Annotated in this window: 16 protein-coding genes; 9 read left to right on the plus strand and 7 right to left on the minus strand. The window is 42.9% G+C overall.

What is annotated here, in order from left to right; genetic code table 11:
* Window positions 1-6 precede the first annotated feature (6 nt).
* Window positions 7-1,779 (minus strand): acyl-CoA dehydrogenase, encoded by a 1,773-nt coding sequence (locus GFB48_RS02875; protein WP_163930936.1) that lies wholly within the window; start codon window positions 1,777-1,779, stop codon window positions 7-9.
* 286 nt (window positions 1,780-2,065) lie between these two features.
* Between GFB48_RS02875 and GFB48_RS02880 the strand changes: the two genes are divergently transcribed.
* From GFB48_RS02880 to GFB48_RS02895, 4 genes are all read left to right on the plus strand, one after another.
* Window positions 2,066-2,806 carry an SDR family NAD(P)-dependent oxidoreductase gene (locus GFB48_RS02880; protein WP_163930938.1) on the plus strand — a complete coding sequence of 247 codons (741 nt, stop codon included), beginning with the start codon at window positions 2,066-2,068 and terminating at the stop codon, window positions 2,804-2,806.
* A gap of 15 nt (window positions 2,807-2,821) precedes the next feature.
* The gene (locus GFB48_RS02885) at window positions 2,822-4,591 is read left to right on the plus strand and encodes an arylsulfatase (RefSeq protein WP_163930939.1); all 1,770 of its coding nucleotides are present in this window, start codon (window positions 2,822-2,824) and stop codon (window positions 4,589-4,591) included.
* A 103-nt stretch (window positions 4,592-4,694) separates the two neighbouring features.
* Window positions 4,695-5,132: a Fur family transcriptional regulator gene (locus GFB48_RS02890; protein ID WP_163930941.1), complete on the plus strand. Its 438-nt coding sequence runs from the start codon at window positions 4,695-4,697 to the stop codon at window positions 5,130-5,132.
* Window positions 5,133-5,136: 4 nt separating this feature from the next.
* Window positions 5,137-5,670, plus strand: coding sequence for a DUF2796 domain-containing protein (locus tag GFB48_RS02895; RefSeq protein WP_163930943.1), 534 nt, complete (start codon window positions 5,137-5,139; stop codon window positions 5,668-5,670).
* 186 nt (window positions 5,671-5,856) lie between these two features.
* On the opposite strand, the gene GFB48_RS02900 is transcribed toward GFB48_RS02895, so the two are convergent.
* Together GFB48_RS02900 and GFB48_RS02905 are read right to left on the minus strand one after the other, a co-directional pair.
* Window positions 5,857-6,306: a hypothetical protein gene (locus GFB48_RS02900; RefSeq protein ID WP_163930945.1), complete on the minus strand. Its 450-nt coding sequence runs from the start codon at window positions 6,304-6,306 to the stop codon at window positions 5,857-5,859.
* Window positions 6,303-6,908, minus strand: a complete 606-nt coding sequence (locus tag GFB48_RS02905) for a DUF3299 domain-containing protein (protein WP_163930947.1) — start codon at window positions 6,906-6,908, stop codon at window positions 6,303-6,305. The genes GFB48_RS02900 and GFB48_RS02905 overlap by 4 nt, the downstream gene beginning before the upstream one ends.
* Before the next feature lie 107 nt (window positions 6,909-7,015).
* Here GFB48_RS02905 and GFB48_RS02910 point away from each other — a divergent pair, with 107 nt between their 5' ends.
* The 3 genes from GFB48_RS02910 to GFB48_RS02920 all read left to right on the plus strand — a co-directional run bounded on the left by GFB48_RS02910 (window position 7,016) and on the right by GFB48_RS02920 (window position 9,978).
* Window positions 7,016-7,693 carry an ABC transporter ATP-binding protein gene (locus tag GFB48_RS02910; protein WP_240464817.1) on the plus strand — a complete coding sequence of 226 codons (678 nt, stop codon included), beginning with the start codon at window positions 7,016-7,018 and terminating at the stop codon, window positions 7,691-7,693.
* Complete coding sequence (locus GFB48_RS02915) at window positions 7,693-8,928, plus strand: ABC transporter permease (protein WP_163930949.1); 1,236 nt, start codon at window positions 7,693-7,695, stop codon at window positions 8,926-8,928. Before GFB48_RS02910 ends, GFB48_RS02915 begins: the two co-directional genes overlap by 1 nt.
* A 357-nt stretch (window positions 8,929-9,285) precedes the next feature.
* Entirely contained in the window at window positions 9,286-9,978 is a 693-nt protein-coding gene (locus GFB48_RS02920) for a type II secretion system protein GspG (protein ID WP_163930951.1), read from the plus strand.
* A 487-nt stretch (window positions 9,979-10,465) separates the two neighbouring features.
* On the opposite strand, the gene GFB48_RS02925 is transcribed toward GFB48_RS02920, so the two are convergent.
* Window positions 10,466-12,073, minus strand: coding sequence for an HAD family acid phosphatase (locus GFB48_RS02925; RefSeq protein WP_163930953.1), 1,608 nt, complete (start codon window positions 12,071-12,073; stop codon window positions 10,466-10,468).
* Window positions 12,074-12,223: 150 nt separating this feature from the next.
* Between GFB48_RS02925 and GFB48_RS02930 the strand changes: the two genes are divergently transcribed.
* Window positions 12,224-13,123, plus strand: coding sequence for a GTP-binding protein (locus GFB48_RS02930; protein WP_163930954.1), 900 nt, complete (start codon window positions 12,224-12,226; stop codon window positions 13,121-13,123).
* 46 nt (window positions 13,124-13,169) lie between these two features.
* Here the strand turns inward: GFB48_RS02930 and GFB48_RS02935 are convergent, their stop codons facing one another.
* The 3 genes from GFB48_RS02935 to GFB48_RS02945 all read right to left on the minus strand — a co-directional run bounded on the left by GFB48_RS02935 (window position 13,170) and on the right by GFB48_RS02945 (window position 17,883).
* A complete protein-coding gene (locus GFB48_RS02935) occupies window positions 13,170-13,406 on the minus strand; it encodes a DUF3297 family protein (protein ID WP_163930956.1) in 237 nt (78 codons plus the stop codon).
* A 58-nt stretch (window positions 13,407-13,464) separates the two neighbouring features.
* Window positions 13,465-15,399, minus strand: coding sequence for a tetratricopeptide repeat-containing sulfotransferase family protein (locus GFB48_RS02940; protein ID WP_163930958.1), 1,935 nt, complete (start codon window positions 15,397-15,399; stop codon window positions 13,465-13,467).
* Between the two features lie 75 nt (window positions 15,400-15,474).
* On the minus strand, window positions 15,475-17,883 hold the full coding sequence (locus tag GFB48_RS02945; RefSeq protein ID WP_163930959.1) for a TonB-dependent receptor: 2,409 nt from the start codon (window positions 17,881-17,883) through the stop codon (window positions 15,475-15,477).
* A gap of 214 nt (window positions 17,884-18,097) precedes the next feature.
* On the opposite strand from GFB48_RS02945, the gene GFB48_RS02950 reads away from it, so the two are divergent.
* Window positions 18,098-20,047, plus strand: coding sequence for a choline BCCT transporter BetT (locus GFB48_RS02950; RefSeq protein WP_205597665.1), 1,950 nt, complete (start codon window positions 18,098-18,100; stop codon window positions 20,045-20,047).
* The last annotated feature ends 48 nt before the right edge of the window (window positions 20,048-20,095 follow it).

The following is a 20,095-nucleotide window of genomic DNA, read 5'->3' on the forward strand; positions in this document are numbered from 1 at the left end:
TTTCCCTTACAGTAAACTTGAATCGACATCTGCAACGCAGGACTCAAGCCTTTGCACCAGTTCAAATTGGGTGATGGCCTTGGGCAATTCCACCCTTAAAAAGTATCGACAGGCTGCAAATTTGGCCTTGCTAAAATCACTGTCATCATTGGCATTGAGAGTTTGTGACACCCATAACCATCCCACCACCACATGGCCAAAGGCCGATAAAAATGCGCCAGCGTTGTCTAGAGCCGCTGGGTTTGACCCCATGGCCGCCAAAGCGTTTACCGCCTGCTGCATAGCATTTACGGCGCTGGTTAAATGCTCAATTTCACCCTGCAAGCGCGGATCGGTTAATGCTATTTCTGTGGTTTCACTAATACGCATTAATAACTGCTTATAGCCAGCGCCTTGGTTTTGAGACAGTTTACGGCCCACCAAATCGGCCGCTTGAATGCCAAAGGTACCCTCATGGATAGGGTTTAGACGATTATCACGATACAGTTGTTCGACATCGTATTCGCGGGTGTAGCCATAACCGCCGTGTACCTGAATGGCTATGTCATTGGCGATTAAACCAAATTCAGAAGGCCAGCTTTTGGCCACAGGAGTTAACAGCTCTAACAATTCTAGATCCGCTTGACGGGTTTCTTTGTTTGGGTGTGAATGGCTGTTATCGGCCAAATAGGCACTGAACAAGGATAACGCCATCGCCCCTTCAGCGTAAGCCTTTTGCTGTAATAGCATGCGTTTAACATCAACATGTTCAATGATTGGGATTTGTGGTGATGCTGGGTCACGATTGGTTAGACTTCGACCCTGGGGGCGCTCTTTGGCATATTGGCTTGATTGCACATAGCCGCGGTAAGCCATACAACTTGCCCCCATGCCTACGCCTATTCGAGCCTCATTCATCATTTGGAACATAATGGCTAAGCCTTGGCCTAAATCGCCAATACGCCAGCCAATCGCACCGTTACCTTCACCAAAGTTCAGCAAACAGTTCGACGTACCCCGGTAACCCATTTTATGGTTTAAACCAGCAACCGCGACATCGTTATGGCGACCATCGGGCAGTATTTTAGGCACCACAAAAATAGAAATGCCCTTTACCCCAGGGGTAATATCACCATTTTCATCGGCCACTTTGGCCAGTACCAAGTGCACAATATTGTCGCTGAGTTCATGGTCACCACCGGAGATCCACATTTTATTGCCACGCAATAAATAACGTTCGCCGTATTCATCACTGCCCGTGTGCTGGGCCTTAGTACGAATGTCTCCAAGGGACGAGCCAGCAGCGGGCTCACTTAAACACATGGTACCAAAGTAGCGACCTTCCACTTCAGGCAATGCCCAAGTCTCAATTTGTTTTTGGTTACCAAAATTGATAATTAGCCTGGCATTGCCATTCGTTAGCATAGGGTATGCCGTAGTGGCACAGTTGGCCGCAAAAAAGTTAGCCTGGGCCGCCAAAGCCACAGTAAAAGGCAAACCCATACCGCCGTATTGCTCTTCAAAACCCGCGGCAAAAAAGCCGGCATCGCGGTAGGCATCTAAGTCCTGTTTGGTTTGTTCAGGCAAGACTACCTTGCCATCAACCAATTGCGGCTCAACCTCATCCGATACCTTAAAGTTTTGGGCAAAAGTTTCCCTTGCCATCTGCGCAGCTAAATCCAATACGCTGCGCATAGTGTCGATATCGTGATCACTAAAGTTGCTGCGTTTGCTTAACTTATCGGCCTCTAGCCAATCAAATAATAAAAACTGTAAGTCCTGCTGATTGAGGTAATCCATATTAATCCTTTAACTCAAAAGACCACTAAGTGTCTCAATATAATGATGTAACTCACCTAACAAAGAATCTTAAGGTGTGGCAACAGGCTAACTGTTAGGTTCCGCATATTGCAAAACTGCCACGCTCACTTATCCCCCGAAACAATTGTCACCAACCATGCTATTTTATTGAAAAAAGCAAATCAATAAGTTTTGACACGGCAAATGACAATAACTGTTGTCATTTAGATTTTGCAGGGGTAACTTAAGGCTAAATAGGAATAAAAATACAAAGAAGGAAGGTTCAATGTCTGAGCTAAAAACCGTATTAGTGACAGGAGCATCATCGGGTTTAGGGGCACAGTTTTGTCGAGCTTTGGCCAAAGATGGCTTTACCGTAGTGGCTGCGGCTCGCCGTAAAGAAAAACTGATCAGTTTATGTGAAGAAATCACCGCCGCAGGAGGCAAAGCCTTCCCATTAGCATTAGATGTCACCGACTTTACTAGTTTTGGTAGCAAGATTGATGAAGCAGAATCCCTAGCAGGGCCAATTAATTGCTTGGTCAATAACGCCGGCAGCTCAGTCAGTAAACGCGCCACTGATATGACAGTAGAAGATTTTGATTTTGTGGTCGATTTAAACCTAAAAGCCCCTTACTTTTTATCAACCGAAATGGCGCGCCGCTGGATTGGTTCGAAAATGAAAGGCCGCATTGTTAATGTAGGCTCTATTTCAGATCGTAAAACCATGCCGGGTCATACGGTTTATGGCACCACCAAATCGGCTATTGCCCGCCTAAGTCAACAGTTTGCTAGGGAATGGGTTAACCAAGGCATTTGTGTGAATACCCTCGCCCCTGGTTATATTAAAACTGAATTAAATGCGGAGTATTTTGATAGCCCTGCTGGTCAACAAGTGGCTGCCTTTATGCCAAGAAAGCGCGTAGGTAAACCCTCAGATCTTGACCAAGCCATTGTTTACCTGTGCCAAGATCAAGAGTTCTTAACCGGGCAAACTATTGCCCTTGATGATGGCCAAAGCCTATAAGTGAAGGAGTAAATCATGAAATGGACTTTGCTATTAGTATTATTCTTGCCTTTGTTTGCCAGCGCCGAGGTCAACTCGCCTAAAACTGAGGCTAAAACTGAGACTGGCAAGCAACCTAATATCCTTTTGGTGTTATTAGATGATGTCGGGTTTATGGGGCTTGGTAGTTACGGCAGTGATGCCCAAACCCCTAATATTGATAGCATTGCCCAGCAAGGTGTACAGTTTAGTCGTTTTTATACTGCTGCCCTGTGCGGCCCAAGTCGCGCTATGTTAATGACCGGGCAAGACAGCCACGCCGTTGGTATGTCTACTCTGGTGGAAGCACTAAAGCCTGAAATGGCCGATATGCCCGCCTATTCAATGCAGTGGCAAGATTCCCAGCAAACCCTCGCCACTCGCTTAAAAGCCGTGGGATATCAGACCTTTGTCTCTGGTAAATGGGGCATTGGTCGTGTGGGTAAAAACCTGCCCCACCGTTTCGGTTTTGATAAATCCTTTGTCCTTGATGCTACTGGTGCCAGCAACTACCAAGAAAAGCCTTATCTTTCTATCTATAAAGAGGTGAAATGGTTTGAAGATGGCAAGCGTGTGCATTTACCTGAAGACTTTTATTCATCACGGGACTTGGTCAATAAAATGATTGGCTATTTGGATAATGCCGATCCTAACAAGCCGTTTTTTGCCTACCTGCCCCTGCAAGCCATTCATATTCCGATTCAGGCTCCCGTTGAATACATAGACAAATACAATGGCGTGTTTGATGCCGGTTGGGATAAAAAACGTCTCGAACGCTTACAAACCGCCATTGATTTAGGACTGGTGCCCGCTAATACCCAACTTGCCGCCGTACCTGAGTTACATCGCAAGTGGGATGAACTGTCAGAGCAAGATAAAAAGTTCTGGTCACGAATGATGCAGTTAAATGCGGGCATGTTAGATGCCGCCGACCATCATATTGGCCGTTTACTTAGCCATATTGAATCCCTTGGTCAACTTGATAACACCATAGTGGTTGTCACCTCAGATAACGGTGCTGAATTTAACTCAATGGGTCACTCGAACCATGCTAGAAAGTACCTTGATCGCACTTGGATGGCCACGGCTGGTTGGAATACCGACTATGAGAGCTTAGGGCAAATGAACTCTATGGGCGCAATTGGCCCAGAGTGGGCAGATGTTAGCACAGGGCCCCTTAGCCTTTATAAATTTAATGCCGCAGAAGGAGGATTGCGGGTACCTCTGATCATAGCTGGCCCCGGCATTAAGCCATTAGGCATTCAACATGGCCGCGCCCATGTGGCAGATATTGTCCCTACCCTATTACAACAGGCGGGTGCCGAATACCAAGATGAGGCCTTTTATGGACGCTCACTGGTGCCGGTGTTAACCGGTGAAGTTACCGATGTGTGGCAGCAGGATAGTTTTGCTTTTGAGGTTAGTGGTAATGCGGCGCTGTACCAAGGAAAATGGAAACTGGTACAGGTTAAAAAGCCCTTAGGCAATGAACAGTGGTCTTTGTACGATATTGAAAATGATGCCGCCGAACTAAACAACCTGGCTAATAGCCACCCTGTAATATTGCAAAATTTGCTTAATGAATACAAAAGCTACTCTAATGAAATGGGCATTCTAACCCTTGCCCCTGGGGATTATGCGTTAAAGCAGGTGATTATTAATTCCATGAAACAATGGGTAAAGAGTAACTGGTATATACCCCTAATCATTTTGCTCTTGCTTGGGTGGGGTATTGATAAATTTAGAAAGCATCATCGGATCAGCTAGTGTATAAAGTATTGGACATTAGCAAACAAAAAATGTTACCTCGTAACACTTATGCTTTTGTTATATGATCTAGCTAATTAGATTTGATGTCCAAGGAAGTCCTTTGTCAGCACACAGTCATACTTTAGAGCACGCCAAAGAGCAGGTTAAACTCACTCCTAAGCGTGAAGCAGTTTTAAACGCCTTACTGATGACAGAAAAAGCCTGTTCAGCCTATGAGTTAATCGACTTTTGTAAAGCAAAACTAGACCTTAGTTTTTCTGCAATGTCGATTTATCGTATTTTAGACTTTTTAAAAGAACAGCAATTGGTCCACAAACTTGAGGTAGCCAATAAATACGTTGCCTGCGCCCATATTAGTTGCGATCACCAACACGGTGCGCCACAGTTTTTAATTTGTGAAAGCTGCGATAAAGTCAAAGAAATTCATATCGAGCAATCAATTAATGATGCCCTAAAAGATAATATAGCTAAGGCTGGATACACCTTAAAAAGCCCACAGCTGGAACTCACTGGCCTTTGTGAAAATTGTAGCGAGTAAAAATATGAAGTTAAATAACCTTTTACTAGCCACTGGCTTAATTCTATCAAGCCAATTACATGCTGCCGCCAAACACGTACATGATGAAGGCGAAGTATTAATAATGAATCAAGGCTCGCTTTGGGATGTGCAGTTTACCCTACCGGCTATCAATGCCGTCGGTTTTGAGCACTTACCTGAAAATAAAGCACAGGCGGCAAAAGTTACTCAGTTTATTGAGCTGGCCCGCACCCCTGCAAAGGTACTTGAATTTAATGGCGAATGTAAGCTGGTAAGCGTTAAAGAGTCGTTATCTGATGACTTTCAAATAGCCAAAGTAAAATATGGTCACGACCACGGCCACGGTCATGATGAAAGCCATGGTCACCTAGATGCAAGCTTTAGTTACCAGTTTAAATGCAAGGATGCACCCAAAAGCCTTTCAATCGAGCTATTTAAGGCCTTACCAAGTTTGCATCACATGAGCGCCCAATGGATCACCAATAGTAGCCAAGGTGCGAAAAAGCTATCGAAGAATAAGACAGAAATAGAGTTTTAGTCGCGAGAAGCGAGAACGGCTGTACCTTCGAGAAAGGCACTTTGTGGCTACAGATAACGGATTACCGAAAATCTCAGTATTAAGTTATCGGTGAACCCTCGAGCCGAAGGCATTCTCGAAGCGAAGCGTTCTCGCAACGAAGTGCCCTCGAAGCCGAAGGCGCCCTCTAATATAAAGCCTTCGGCTTTATATTACCGTTAGTTGAATCAATTGAACCAGTGAGTAGGGTTGGCCATCTTTAGTGCCAACCGCTTCAATTTCAATATCGTGCTTGCCGGATTCTTGGGCTTGAAAGCTTAGGATATACTGGCCCTTGCGGCCTTCAAGGGTCACCTCAGAATCGGCATGCAGCAATACTTGTTCAGCAGCTTTAATTTGCAGGTTCATGCCCTTATAAAAATGTGGGATGTTGTAATTAATAACAACACTCTGGTTTTCGCCTTTATTTACCGTTAACAGCTGTTTATGGGTCATGGTAAACTCTGGTACTGCCCTAAAATCATGGGCGGGCTGAATAAAGCGGTGTCCTGCCCCAAAGGCCCCAAAACTTGGGCCATTATGATATTCACAAGCATTAAGCACATTAGATGCCAATAAACCCACCAGTGCCAATGCAGCTGCTAATGTTTTTTTCACGACTCTTCCTCTATTTCCATATAAGGCTTAATGGTATCGACTTTTAGTTCATAGGCCGCAGTACCCATTTCCCTTTCTGTCAATTCAATTGCCACAGTACCTTCAAACCAGAACGGATCGTAAGTCGTCCCTTGCAATTCAATGCCCTCTTCAATCTTAGCGTAAATCATTTGATTTGGTGGCGGTGGCGGCATGTGTAAACAGGCACCAAAGTAAGGCACAATAAAGAATTCAGTAATTTTTTTATCTTTATTATATGCCAAAGGCACGATAAAACCTGGCAACTTAATAGCCACATTATCAAAGGCTTCTATCACTGTGGCTGAACTCAGTGCGGCATAATACTGACTAACAGGATCATCACCTTTAGCCAACGCTTCAAGGGAATCAATGTTATCTTCACTTGAACCATCTTCTATAGCGTACACTTCTTCAGGTGGATTAAGAATAAGCTCTAATTCGTCCTTAGGCATTAATTCAATCCACTCAATTTCACTGTATTTTTTAGGCTCAATTTCAGCCGTCTGTTCATTGGGTTGACACCCCATTAACTGGGTCGCTGAGAAGACGGCTATTAGGCTAGCTAAAATTATTTTTTTCATTATTTACAACTGCTAGGAATACTTCAAAGCAAGAATATAACATATCAATTCAGAAATGGTATGATTAGTCAAAATTAATAATAAAACCACAGTGAGTCATTAAGTTGTTGGATTCAGCCATTCAAATTGACCAGCTTGTACATCAATATAAGCAAAAAAACAGCCCAGCTATTTCTCTATCTCATTGGCAAGTTGCCAAAGGTGAACGCATCTTTTTACATGGAGATTCAGGTTCAGGTAAATCAACCTTATTGAACCTGCTTTCTGGTGTCTTGAAACCGACTTCAGGCAGTATCAAATTACTGGGTGAAGATGTCACCGCCATGAGTAATAGCCAAAGGGATGGCTTTAGGGCGAACCATATTGGCGTGGTCTTCCAAACCCTAAACCTGATCCCTTACTTATCGGTTCTTGAAAACATTAAACTGGCTGCCTACTTTGCTAATAATAAGGCTGATGTTATTGAGCACGCCAAAAGCTTGATCAGCCAATTACAATTGACAGCAGAAGTGCTAAACAAGCCGGTTTCAGAGCTTAGTATTGGTCAACAACAAAGGGTGGCGATTGTAAGGGCGTTGGTTAATAAACCAGAAATCCTATTAGTGGATGAGCCCACCTCTGCCCTAGATGCCTCAGCCAGAGATGCTTTTATGCAAATTCTGCTAGATATTTGCAGCAATAATAACACCACTTTAATTTTTGTAAGTCACGATAAAACCCTAGAACAATATTTCCAGACTAAAACCAACATTAACAGCCTGATAACTATTGGGGAGTCTGCCTAATGTTATTGACCGTAGCCAAACAGAGCTTGTTAAGCCGTAAAAAAACGGTACTGCTTACCTTTCTATCACTGACTATCAGCCTTTTAGTGCTATTAAGTGTTGAGCATTTACGCATTCAAGCCAAACAAAGTTTTACCCGTACCAATGCCGGTACAGACTTAATTGTTGGTGCCCCTAGCGGCCAACTAAACCTACTGCTGTATTCGGTATTTAGAATTGGCACCCCAACCAATAATATTGATTTTGAAAGCTATCAAAAACTGGCCAATCATAAACAAGTCAAATGGGCTATTCCACTGTCATTGGGAGATTCACACCGTGGCTTTAGGGTTTTAGGTACCAGCAGCAGTTACTTTGATCACTACGCCTATGGCGATAACCGCTTATTAAGCTTTAGCCAAGGCCAAGCCTTTAAAGGTTTATTTGAAACCGTAGTGGGCAGTGATGTTGCCCAAAAGCTCGGCTATAAAGTGGGTGATAACATCGTCGTCGCCCATGGCATTGGCAGCACCAGCTTTACTAAGCATGAACACTCACCGTTTGTGATAAGTGGCGTGCTTGCCGCTACCGGCACCCCGGTTGATAAAACCGTACACGTCAGCCTGGCAGCCATTGAGGCCATTCACTTGCCGCCTTCACAGCTTGCTAAAATCGTCGCTAATCCAGAACCTAGCCAATTGCACATTGATAGTGTTACCGCGGTGCTATTAGGACTGAACTCTAAGTTTTCCACCTTTAGTTTACAGCGTGAAATCAACACAGATAAATCCGATCAACTAATGGCAATTTTACCTGGAGTTGCCATGAGTGAGCTGTGGGAGTTGGTGGGCTCGGTAGAAAATCTACTAAGATTAATCGCCGCCCTGGTGGTACTGACAACACTGTTTGGCTTAACCAGTATGTTATTGGCCTCAATGAACGAGCGCCAAGCAGAAATTGCCGTATTTAGAGTACTTGGCGCAGGGCCATTAACCATTATGCTGCTGATTTACTTTGAAGCGCTATTGCTTACCATATTGGCCATGTTAACCAGTATCGCCCTGTTAACTGCTGCCCTATTTGGCCTAAAAGACGCTCTTGCCAGCGGCTATGGTCTGTTTATCAGTGCCAATGTGCTCAGCAGCGATATCATCACCTTACTAGGTGTGGTATTAGTGGCCACCAGCATTACTGCTATGCTGCCTGCCATTGAAGCTTATAAATCGGCACTGCATCGGCAGCTTGCCTCGCGGTAATGGCCACTTATTATGATGAAATTTGAGCCCACCCTAGGTGGGCTTGTGGTTTGTTAGAGTGACCACAAGCGAAAGCTTGCTGTTACCCGTAGCTAACGACAATGCATTCATTATGCAACAGCTGCCGTGGCGATAAGCATAATAAACTTGCCTTTTCAGCAAAGTTGCTATTGCAAAATAACTGTCTTAGTTAAACCACAGAGACCCCTGTTTATTTAACAACCTTAAGCTTAAACGGTTAAGACACTAGCACTCACTTCATTAAAAAACCATTTACTTCAATAGCTTAAAGTGTCACATTAGCTAAATGGAACATTATTATCATTCAGTCTTATTAACGATAGGAGAAGTTTAGGCATGGACTCCAACACAGATTACTCAAAATATACCTTGGAAGAACTCATTGAGGTTAGGGAGCACATTAATAAAGAAGCCTACCCTGAGCGCTTTAATGAGGTTAACAGACTTATTACCGAGCAAATCATCGATAATAAACAAACAGGTTCACAACCATCGCAATCATCGGGTTGTTTAGGATTTGTAATCGGTGGTATGTCATTTATACCATTATTTGGCGTCTTATTTGGAATAATTGCCATTTTATGGGGCGTTAAGGCAAACAATTCGAAACTGAAATATGTTGGCTCTGCGGGCATACTCTTTACAGTAATCATATATGGCTCACTTGGATATTTCGGTTTTGTACAAAAAGATGGTGTTTATGACGAATTACGAGCATCAATGACAAAAACCCAATTAACGAATGCTGTTCAAGCCATTGAATTTTATAAAGTACAAAACGGCCATTACCCTGAAACCCTAGAAAAATTACAACAAAGCCAACCTGCTAATTCAATGGTATTTTTATATGATGCTGCACAAGTGAGCGCTACAGGTAAATTTTACTATTACCAATTAATTGATGAAAACTCTTACCACATTCGCTCATACGGAAGAGACGGAATAATAAATACCCCTGATGATATTTTGCCAGAGCCAATTGATAATGTTGGCTTGATTGCCGAATATCAACTAAACCGTAGTTTATAACCCAATAAAATGCCCCTTGTGCCATTTAACGGGCATCACTAGCGCTAATGCTAGTGATGTGGTTCACTACAGTTGGGCGCTAACTTAGGGTGTTTTACTACCGCTCAATATGGGTGACCCAATCACCAACAAACACCTTTTCAATATTTAGGGTGACCCTATTATTTATCGCTTTAGCCTCTGTTAAGGCTTTGCTAATCAAGCTACACATAGATTAACACAATCATATTATTTAAGGGTGTAGTACCTTTACCTCAATCAATCGTTAGCGCCGTGATTATCGTGGCGTCACATCAATGCCCACATCGCTGTTATCTAAAATAGTGTGACCCGTTGTTTCCTTATACTCTATCAATGAACAAATAAAGCTCAACTCTGCAAATGATATTGGCAATGTTCACTCACTGCTTTTGAGAATCACCAAGCAATAAAAAACCCCTGTTACGATTGAACAAGGGTTTAAACTTATACTGAGTTCTATAGAGCCCTACCAGGAACCGTACATAGGATTAGGCAATAAAATCAGGTTATCAGACTGCTCAAGCAATAACTGAATATTAGCGCCATGCTGGGTCACCTCAGCAAAGTCTTCAATATTATCACCTACTTGCATTAATATTTGATAGTGATCGTCACTAAACTTAGTGCGTTGGCCATTAGTAGGGTTAAAACATGCAGCCGTTCCATTTTGCAATTGTTGACGGCGTAAATCTTTATCATTAATTATCTGTTTACCGTCTATGCTGGCCTTATCTTGCTTAACTCTTCCCACAAGGCAGGTATTTTGTGCAGTAATAGGCAAGCCTAAGGCTAACAAATTATTCCAAGTGTATTTATCAGTATGACGCTTTCTATTCGTCACTAATGCCAGCTTTCCTCCTTTAGCAATCACCGCCTCAATAAAAGCTTTGGCGCCGGGCACTAAAGTCGCTTGCTGTTCACTCACCCATTGATCCCAACTGCCACTGCTATAACCTAGCCCCAAGCCTTCTCGGCGCACTTGATATTGTGAGTTGTCTAGCACAGTTTCATCCACATCCATCACTACAACCCAATTTTCATTGCTCGGTGATAGTTTGCTTAAGCTGTCCGCAGCCCTTTGGTAGATATTACTGGTTAATAATTGATATTCTGCACTTTGGGTTTGCCATTTTACCGCTGCTGTTAAATTATCAGTCGCATCAATACCGACTGATACGGCACAATGGTCACTTAACATTGCTTTTGGTTGCATGTTGTCATAATGATGGATATTTGCTGTCAATGAATAATCACTTTTAGGCATATGGCCGACAAAAATATGATCGATAGCAGCTGGGTAATATGGGTGACAGCCAATTTTACCTGCAACAGTATTGACCAGAGTTGACTCACTGCCATCACTGTTGCTGGTTAATGTGCGGGTTAGCTGATTATAATTGGCAGATAGTCGGTGATTAAAGTCACCTAACACAGCATAGGGTTGGCCTTGTTTTTCTTTGTTTTCTACCCAAGCATCTAGTAGTGGTGCTTGTTGGGTAAAGATTTGGCAAGCTTCGGAATCTTTACGAGTATGATCATCCACAAAACAGCCACTTTTCATATGCACATTCAGCAGTGTCGTAGTTCCCTGCTTAGTGGGTAGAGTTAACTCTAGTGCATACCTTAGCCCCGGATTACCTAAAGCGAATTCTTTCAGGGATTTCACTTTTACATGGGTTAATTGTTTCTTTACCGCATAGGCAACTTTTTGCTGAGTTGAAGTGCGGCCAGTTTCGCGACATTGGTAAGCTTCACTGTCTGGTCTGTCTGAAATAAAAACATTCCAATCCTTAGCTGGAAAAATCTGAGCCACAGCCTCAGCAGAAGCGACTTCCTGTAGCGCTACTACATCTGCGTTCAATGATTGGGCATAGGTTTTTAATTGAGAAATTTGCTCTGGAGTTCTTGGATTGCAGCCTTTATTCGCTGGAAAGGCTAGGTGCTCTACGTTCCAGGTGGCAATTTTTAAGCCAGAATCATTCCCAAATCCGCTTAGGGCAGGATTAGCATCAACATTCACTGCAGGTAACATTGCCGCAGTGAGCAAACAAGACAAGAGTATTTTATTATTCATTTAATTTAGTATCGTTATTTTTGAATTAGATATGCAATGCTACAATTTCAAATCCACAAAAGTCGCAGTCATAAACTGTTATGGGCTGCTTAGCATTGTCTTAATTGTGATACAAAAAAACGTATTTTTATATACCCTTAAGGAAGCATCATGGAAGCCATTGTCGTAATTGTGGGCTTTTTAGGCGTGGGCAAAACCACACTGCTAAAAAAACTCGTTTTGGAGTACCAAAACCATAACTTTCAGCCCTTCGTGATATTAAATGATTATGAAAATGCCAAACTTGATGCCGCTCAGTTTCAACAAGTGATCGATGGCAGTTGGCTAAAGCCACTCAATGGCAGCTGCATTTGCTGCAGTGGCATTAATGAATTAAGAGAGGCGGTAAATTCCACTTCGCAGCGGAAAAATGCTGTCACGCTAATTGAGGCTAACGGCACTTCAGATGCTTGCAAACTGATGGGGTTCTTAGGTGTCGGCTTAAAATCACGCTTTTTACCGCCAATCCAAATCTGCGTGGTCGACGCTAAAAACTGGCAATTGCGTGGTAAAGACAACGAGTTGGAAGCCAACCAAGCTCAAGTCGCCTCTATTATTGTGCTTAATCACTTAGACAAGGTCGATGCTGTTCGTAAACAAGCTGTAATAGATGCCATTACCACTATCAATCCTAGCGCCGAACTGCTGGATTTTGCTCAAATGAGCCTAGAGCACCTAGTTGAAGCCAAACCAAGCAATAATGACTTTACTGAACTTGCTCACCATAAAGCCCATTGGGCTTCGGCATCGGTTGATTTGCCAAGGATTAGTTCAATTAATGCTATCCGTGAACTCTGTGACGCTATCCCTGCAAGTATATTAAGGGTAAAGGGCTGTACTCAAATTGATGGCGATGCGCACTATACCTTTTTTGAGCGGGTGCCAGATGGGGAAATTTACCTAAGAGTATTCCAAGGTGAGCCCATTACCGGCGCAAAATTGCTGACGATTGGCCCAGGCAGTGACCCAAAGATGCTGAACGCTATCATAGAACAACTAATCCCAACATAAGGGCAATTAAAAAGCGAACCTATGGGTTCGCTTTTTATTGGCTTTGTTACTTATAAAAGGCTTCAACGGTGCCTTTTAAGGTAATTAGCATTGGCTGACCATAACGGTCTAAGGCGCGAGGGGATGGAATTTTTACCCACCCTTCACTGATGCAGTATTCTTCTACGTCATTACGCTCTTTGCCATTTAAGGTAATACCCACTTGATTTTCAAAAATCTCAGCAATATGGAACTTGCTGCGAGGGTTAACGGAAAGTCTATCTGGTAAATCTGGCTTGCTCATTGCACGGCTCTCTTACAATAAAAAATCAGGGCAATTGTAGGCTAGCCAGAGAAAACTGTCATGTACTTTTAAGCAATTGCAGCAGTTCACCTAGGTACGGTTCAAAGTTTTGCCACTGCTCCATGCCTTTTCGGTTAATCGGCTGCCTTACTTGCTCGGAGCTGGCGGTCCTAACGGCACGAGAGGTTTTAAAGAACTCAAAACAACTTGGTTCAACCTCAATTTGTAAGTAATCAAATATGGCTTCAATGCTTTGAATAGGGTTTTGCACCACTTGCTCGTACTGCACAGTAAGGATTTCCCCTGGGTAAACCTTATGCCAATGTGTCATCAGCGCCAAATAGCCATTGTAGTAACTAACAATATCCTCAAAGCAATAACTGAATTCTTGCCCCTCAGCGAACAACTGCTTAAAGATACTAAAGCAACAGGTGACAGGATCGCGCCGCGTATCAATGATTTTGGCATTGGGTAAAATCGATTTTATGAGGCCAATATGACGGAAGTTATTAGGCATTTTATCAATAAAATACATCCCGCCCTGCCTGTGGATCTTGGTCTCATCAATGAAGCGCTGGCCAAACTCTTGAAAGTCTTGTGGTTGCAGTTCATTTAAGATTTTTGGGTAGCGGGCTTGGCTATTACGGTACTTACGGCCATTAAGCTCTTGCACATAAGACAGAATATTCGGCAACTCCAAGGTGCCGTCAATTTGTGAATGACTCGATAGAATTTGCTCAATAAGGGTTGAGCCTGTTCTTGGTAAACCTAGAATAAAAATTGGCGCATTATCCTGATGACCCAACTGCCTTAATTGAGCGGCCATTTCAGCATCAAAAAAGTCCTGTTGCAGGCTAAAATTATTGGCCATTACCTGCTTATCATACTGAACTTGCTGACACTTTAGTTGATTTCCTAACTGGTAATGCTCGAATGCCTGCTCAAATTGCTTGGACTCCTCAAAGGCCTTGCCCAAGGCAAAGTGCAACTGCACTTTCTCGTTATCATTCAGGGGAGCATCCAGCAATGCCAACATAGTGTGGATGGTACTTTTTTCAAACTTGAACGTTTTTAAGTTGGCTAAGCTCCAGTAGGCATCGCAAATATAAGGGTCGGCCGCTAACGCGGCAAAATAACTGTCCACGGCCTTAGCTTGCTCGCCAATGGTCTTATAGGTATGACCAAGCATCAGCTGCGCGATGGCATGCTGGCTATCTAATTGGATCACCTGTAAATAATGCTCAATCGCCTGCTCATAAAGGCCCACTGCGGCCTCTTGATTGGCTAAGGTCAAAATGGCACTGACATCATTGGGTAATTGTTGATGTAACTGCAGGGCATGTTGGTGGGCCTGTTCAAATTTCTGCCTACGGTGCAAAATATTAATGTAATCAAACTGCGCCCACAGGTTATTTGCCTCAATATTGAGGCAAGCTTCTAGCAGTAACTGTGCATCATCCACAATATTGTGCTTTTCAGCAATTTTAGCCAGTAAGCGCATGCCTTCTGGGTGACTAGGCTGCTTGGCTAGAAAAAACTTACACAGCTTTTCTGCTTTTTCTAATTTGTGCTCATAGGTAAAGCTGATCACACTGACCAATTCCCGCGGTAATCGAGACAAATAATCAAGATTGGTTTGTGCCGCATCCAGATCAGAAGTTTGCTTTGAAATGGCCGCTATGGCTTGCCAACTAGCAACTAACGAGGGATTAAACTTAACCGCCAATTTATAGTTATCAAGGGCTACCTCTGGGCTTTGGGCCTTATAAAGATGGCCTAATTCTTGATATGCACGGCCATAACCACTCTCAAGTTGCTGCAACTGATTAATGTAATCAATGGCTGCAGAATGTTTATCTAAATAACGACTGCTGACTGCCGCTAAGTAAAAACTATCAATACAAGGTTGTTGCTCAATCATGAGATTAGCGGCATCTAACGCCGCTTGAAACTGGCCTTTCTGTATTAATAATTGAATATTTTTTATTGTCATTATTATCTTTTGTTAGTTTTTTAAGCGTAAAAAAGCCCAGCATGCTGGGCTTTAACTGTCTTTAAACAAGTCGACTTAGAAGAAGCTATAACCAAAAGTAATGCCCACGGTTCTTGGGCGGTTGGTCGTGACTCGCTTGATGTCATCTTGATCATTGATAAATAAAGTCGCGCGTTTATCTGTGATGTTATCAATATAGAGCTTGGCTGACCATGAATCCTTTTCAACCCCAATAGAGGCGTTAAATAGAGCGTAGGCCTCTTGTTCTTCGCGTTCGCTAGCTACAATCGAGTTAAATGAGCTATCGGCGTATTGCCCTGCGATCTGCCAGTTGGCCAACATATCACCCACTTCCCAGTCATAACGGGCACGTAATGAAGTCTGGAATTTAGGTGTAAGCGGTAAGCTTGAGCCCACAGGGGCCATCTCAATCACTTCGGCTTTTAATGCTGTAAGCTCGGTTTGATTGTATGAAAACGCACCGAAAATACTAAGATTATCAGTTGCGGTCCAAGCCAAGTCACCCTCTAAACCTTTAATTTCAGAGTCAGCCGCGTTCTCAATAAAGGTAAGAATGGAAACGTTAACCGGATCAAAACGAGACACCTGCATGTCGGTCCACTCGATGAAGTACAAGTTACCGTTGAAGCGGACATTGTTATCAAATAATACACTCTTCCAACCTAACTCATAGTTACGCACGTCATCGGTGTCATAGGTTAAGCCTACATCTGGATAATCCGGATTAGTTGAGGGCACGCCACCACCACGGTTAAAGCCACCAGGTCTAAAGCCCTCTGAATAGGTACCGTACAGTAATACATCGTCAGTGGCCTTATAACTTAAATTAAACTTAGTGATGGTATCACTAATAGTTAAAGGTTCTGTCGTGTGGCCACCGGATTTATCGTAATCACGGCCACTGTCACCATCTTCTCCCTTTTGGGCAAAGTTTGAGGAGCCCGCAAAGTCAGATTCAATTTGATACCAACGCAAACCTGCGGTCGCCGTTAACTTATCAGTAATGTCATAACTTAGCTCACCAAAGACTGCGATTTGATCTTCAATACGGGTAATATCGTTAAAGAAAGCCACCCCAGGCATACGCGGATCTGGGTTTACTTTTACCGAGTCACTAATTGGCGCGTTCGGTACAAAGCCAAGATCTGGCGTTGATACGTAGACATAGTCATCTTGGGTTCTAATTTCAAAATTGTCATAGAAAATACCGCCGATAAAGCGTAAATCCTTTGACGCATCGGTCGCTACGCGGAACTCATGGGTTTGGCGAGTTTGCTCTTGTTGGCCTTTAAAGCCTTTGGTCGGATCTAAACATTCACGGTGCGGTACTTCGTCCGAGGCATAAGAACAAGTGTACCAAGGAATATAACCACCACCGTTGTTATAACCGGTATAATCAATCGACTGCTCTACTTCGCGGTCTAAAAAGGCACCGGTGTAAACAATTTCTAGTTCATCAACCATACCGGTTGCCGTCCAAGCCGTTTGGCTGAACTTATCACGCAGTTTATCTGGGAAGAAGCGTTGAACCTCGAGATCGCCCACTTCAGGATCGTAATCAAACACACCATCCGCGCCTAATTCTTGAGTGGTGTGCTGCAGCAACAGATCCCAATCATCGTTGATGTCGTATTTAAGGCCTAAACGAGCGCCTTTATAAAAACTGTCGTTAAAATCTTTTTCCACTAGGTGGGTATTGCGGGCAGTGACATAAGTGGTTGATTCATCCACTGCATTTTTAACACTATCAGCAACATCTGGATTAACGTTAGGATCAATTGAAAACTCACCGTAAACGTTGTCGATATAACCACCCTTATGGACGTTATAAAAGGCACCACGAAATGCAAGATCTTCAGTCAGTGGGATATTAACGTAAGCCTCCACCTTATTACTCATCTCACCATTCTTGGTAGTTTCAAGACCAGTGCTAAAGCCCGCTTCAAAACCTGAAGTATCGGGCTTTTTGGTGATGTAGCGAATGGTTCCTGCCTGCGAACTGGCACCAAATAATGTGCCCTGTGGTCCAGGTAGCACCTCGATACGTTCAAGGTCGGTCGCATAAACGTCTAGATTACGACCAGGTGCAGTCACAGGTTGTTCATCTAGGTACAGCGCCACGTTAGGGTTGGTGCCCTGGGCGCCTGACAACATTACTGTGATTGGCTGAATGGCCATACCACGAATAAACACATCTGATTGACCAGGGCCACGTCCCCCCAAGCTAATATTTGGCATATAACGAACAAAATCGTCAAAGTTACCAACATTGTTATCTTTTAGAGTTTCTGCGCCCATTGCTTGCACCGCAACTGGAGTATCTTGAATATTTTGGGTACGTTTAGTCGCAGTGACCTCGATAATTTCAAGACTTTTATCTTTTTTCTCTTCTTCTGCAGCCGCATAGCTTGAAAGTCCTAAAGCCGACATTACTGCACAAGTTAAGATCTTGCGTTGAAACATATATCTTCCTTTATCTCTTTATTATAATAGTTACAACTCTAAGCAAATTATTAGGTGATCATCCCAAATAAACCCGTCACTTAGTTTGTATTCTAATTAATGGTAACATAGCAACAACATTAAAATAACCCTTCAAATCATTCATTTCAGCGTTATTTATGTTAACCTAACAACCAGACCTAGGAACAACTCGAATAATTAGATGTGAAACTTAATGATGACAACAATTTCAAAAAAGATTAATCCCAAGGTTTTCTACCCTTCGACTTTAATTATTTTTACTTTATTAGTGTGGACACTTTCGGCACCAGAATATGCCGCCAATATTTTTAATAAGGTGCAAGGTCTTATTATCGAAAATGGCAGTTGGTTTTATGTACTGAGCGTTGCGGTTATTTTGAGCTTTGTGATCTATTTAAGTGTATCCCGATATGGTGATATCAAGCTTGGCCCTGATCATGCCAGCCCGAAATACAAACTAAGCACTTGGATTTCTATGTTATTTGCAGCTGGAATGGGCATTGGCTTAATGTTTTTTGGTGTAGCAGAGCCCGTTATGCATTATTTATCACCACCAACGGCTGAAGCTGGCTCTTTAGAGGCCATTAAAGAAGCCATGAAAATCACCTTCTTCCACTGGGGCTTTCACGCGTGGGCGATTTACGCCATTGTGGCGTTAATTCTGGCGTATTTTAGCTATCGTAAAGGGTTACCATTAACTCTGCGTTCAGCACTGTACCCCATTATTGGCGATAAAATTTACGGTTGGCCGGGACATCTTGTCGACATTTTTGCAGTAGTAGGCACTGTTTTTGGGGTTGCCACCTCTTTAGGATTGGGGGCATCTCAGGTCAATGCCGGTTTAAATTACCTGTTACAAATAGAAATTAGCACAAGCAATCAGCTATTTATTATGATTGGCATTATTACTATGGCTTCTGTTTCAGTGGCAACAGGCTTAGATAAAGGCATTAAAATCTTATCTGAACTTAATATGTTGATGGCCATCATGTTATTGCTGCTCATATTTTTATTAGGCCCAACGGTATTTTTATTACAAGCCTATATGCAAAATATTGGGGCTTACTTATCAGACATTGTGGCTAACACCTTCAACTTGTTCGCTTATGAAAAGAAAAGCTGGATTGGTGGCTGGACTATTTTTTATTGGGGATGGTGGCTGGCCTGGGCACCATTTGTAGGCTTGTTTATCGCCCGAATATCTCGTGGCCGAACTATTCGTGAGTTTGTGCTTGGTGTACTGATTGTCCCTACTGCATTTACCCTCCTATGGATGACCATCTTTGGTAATTCCGCCATTTTCCAGATGGTCGACAATGGTGTGCTCAGTATCGGTGAGATGGTCAATGAAAACTCTGCATATGGCTTATTTGCCTTTATTGAAACCTTACCTTGGGCAACAACCTTAATAGGTATTTCCATTTTAATGATCGTGGTTTTCTTTGTGACATCTTGTGATTCAGGGGCCATGGTTATTGATATGTTGTGCTCTAATGGCCTCAGTGAAACCCCGTTATGGCAAAGACTTTTTTGGGCCATTGCTGTTGGTGTCGTTGCTGCAACCTTAACGATAGCCGGTGGTCTGCAGGCATTACAAACGATGACTATCGCCAGTGCTCTACCGTTCAGCATCGTTCTGTTAATTGCGTGCTTTGGTCTCCTAAGGTCCCTTAACTTAGATTCCGTCAAACGAGATACATTAACATTAAATCCTTCTGCTCAAGCTATTCACTCAAGTGAACACAATTGGCAACAAAGACTTGATAATATTCTTTCAACTCCAAATAAAAAAAATGTTGAAAGTTTTATCCATGGCCGAGTAAATAAGGCTCTTGTCAAAGTAAAAAATTACTTTCAGACAAACGATATCGACGCTCAAATTCTTTCAAGCGATAAAGGGTTATCTTTAAAAGTTGCCCATGGCGATGAGCAAGATTTCTTGTATCTGATCAGACAATCAGAACACTCCCAGCCGGAGTTTAATTCAGATGATAACTTAGACAGTTATTATCGTGCAGAAGTGCACTTAGGTGAAGGAGGTCAAGACTATGACATTATGGGCTGGTCTGAAGAAGCCATCATCAATGATATTGTTGATCAATACCAAAAACATCTGCATTATTTGCACCTGATCAGAGACTAAAAATTCAACAACATAAAAAAGGCCTGTATATACAGGCCTTTTATTCTC

Origin of the sequence: Paraferrimonas sp. SM1919 (assembly GCF_010993985.1) — a bacterium.
Taxonomy (GTDB): domain Bacteria; phylum Pseudomonadota; class Gammaproteobacteria; order Enterobacterales; family Shewanellaceae; genus SM1919.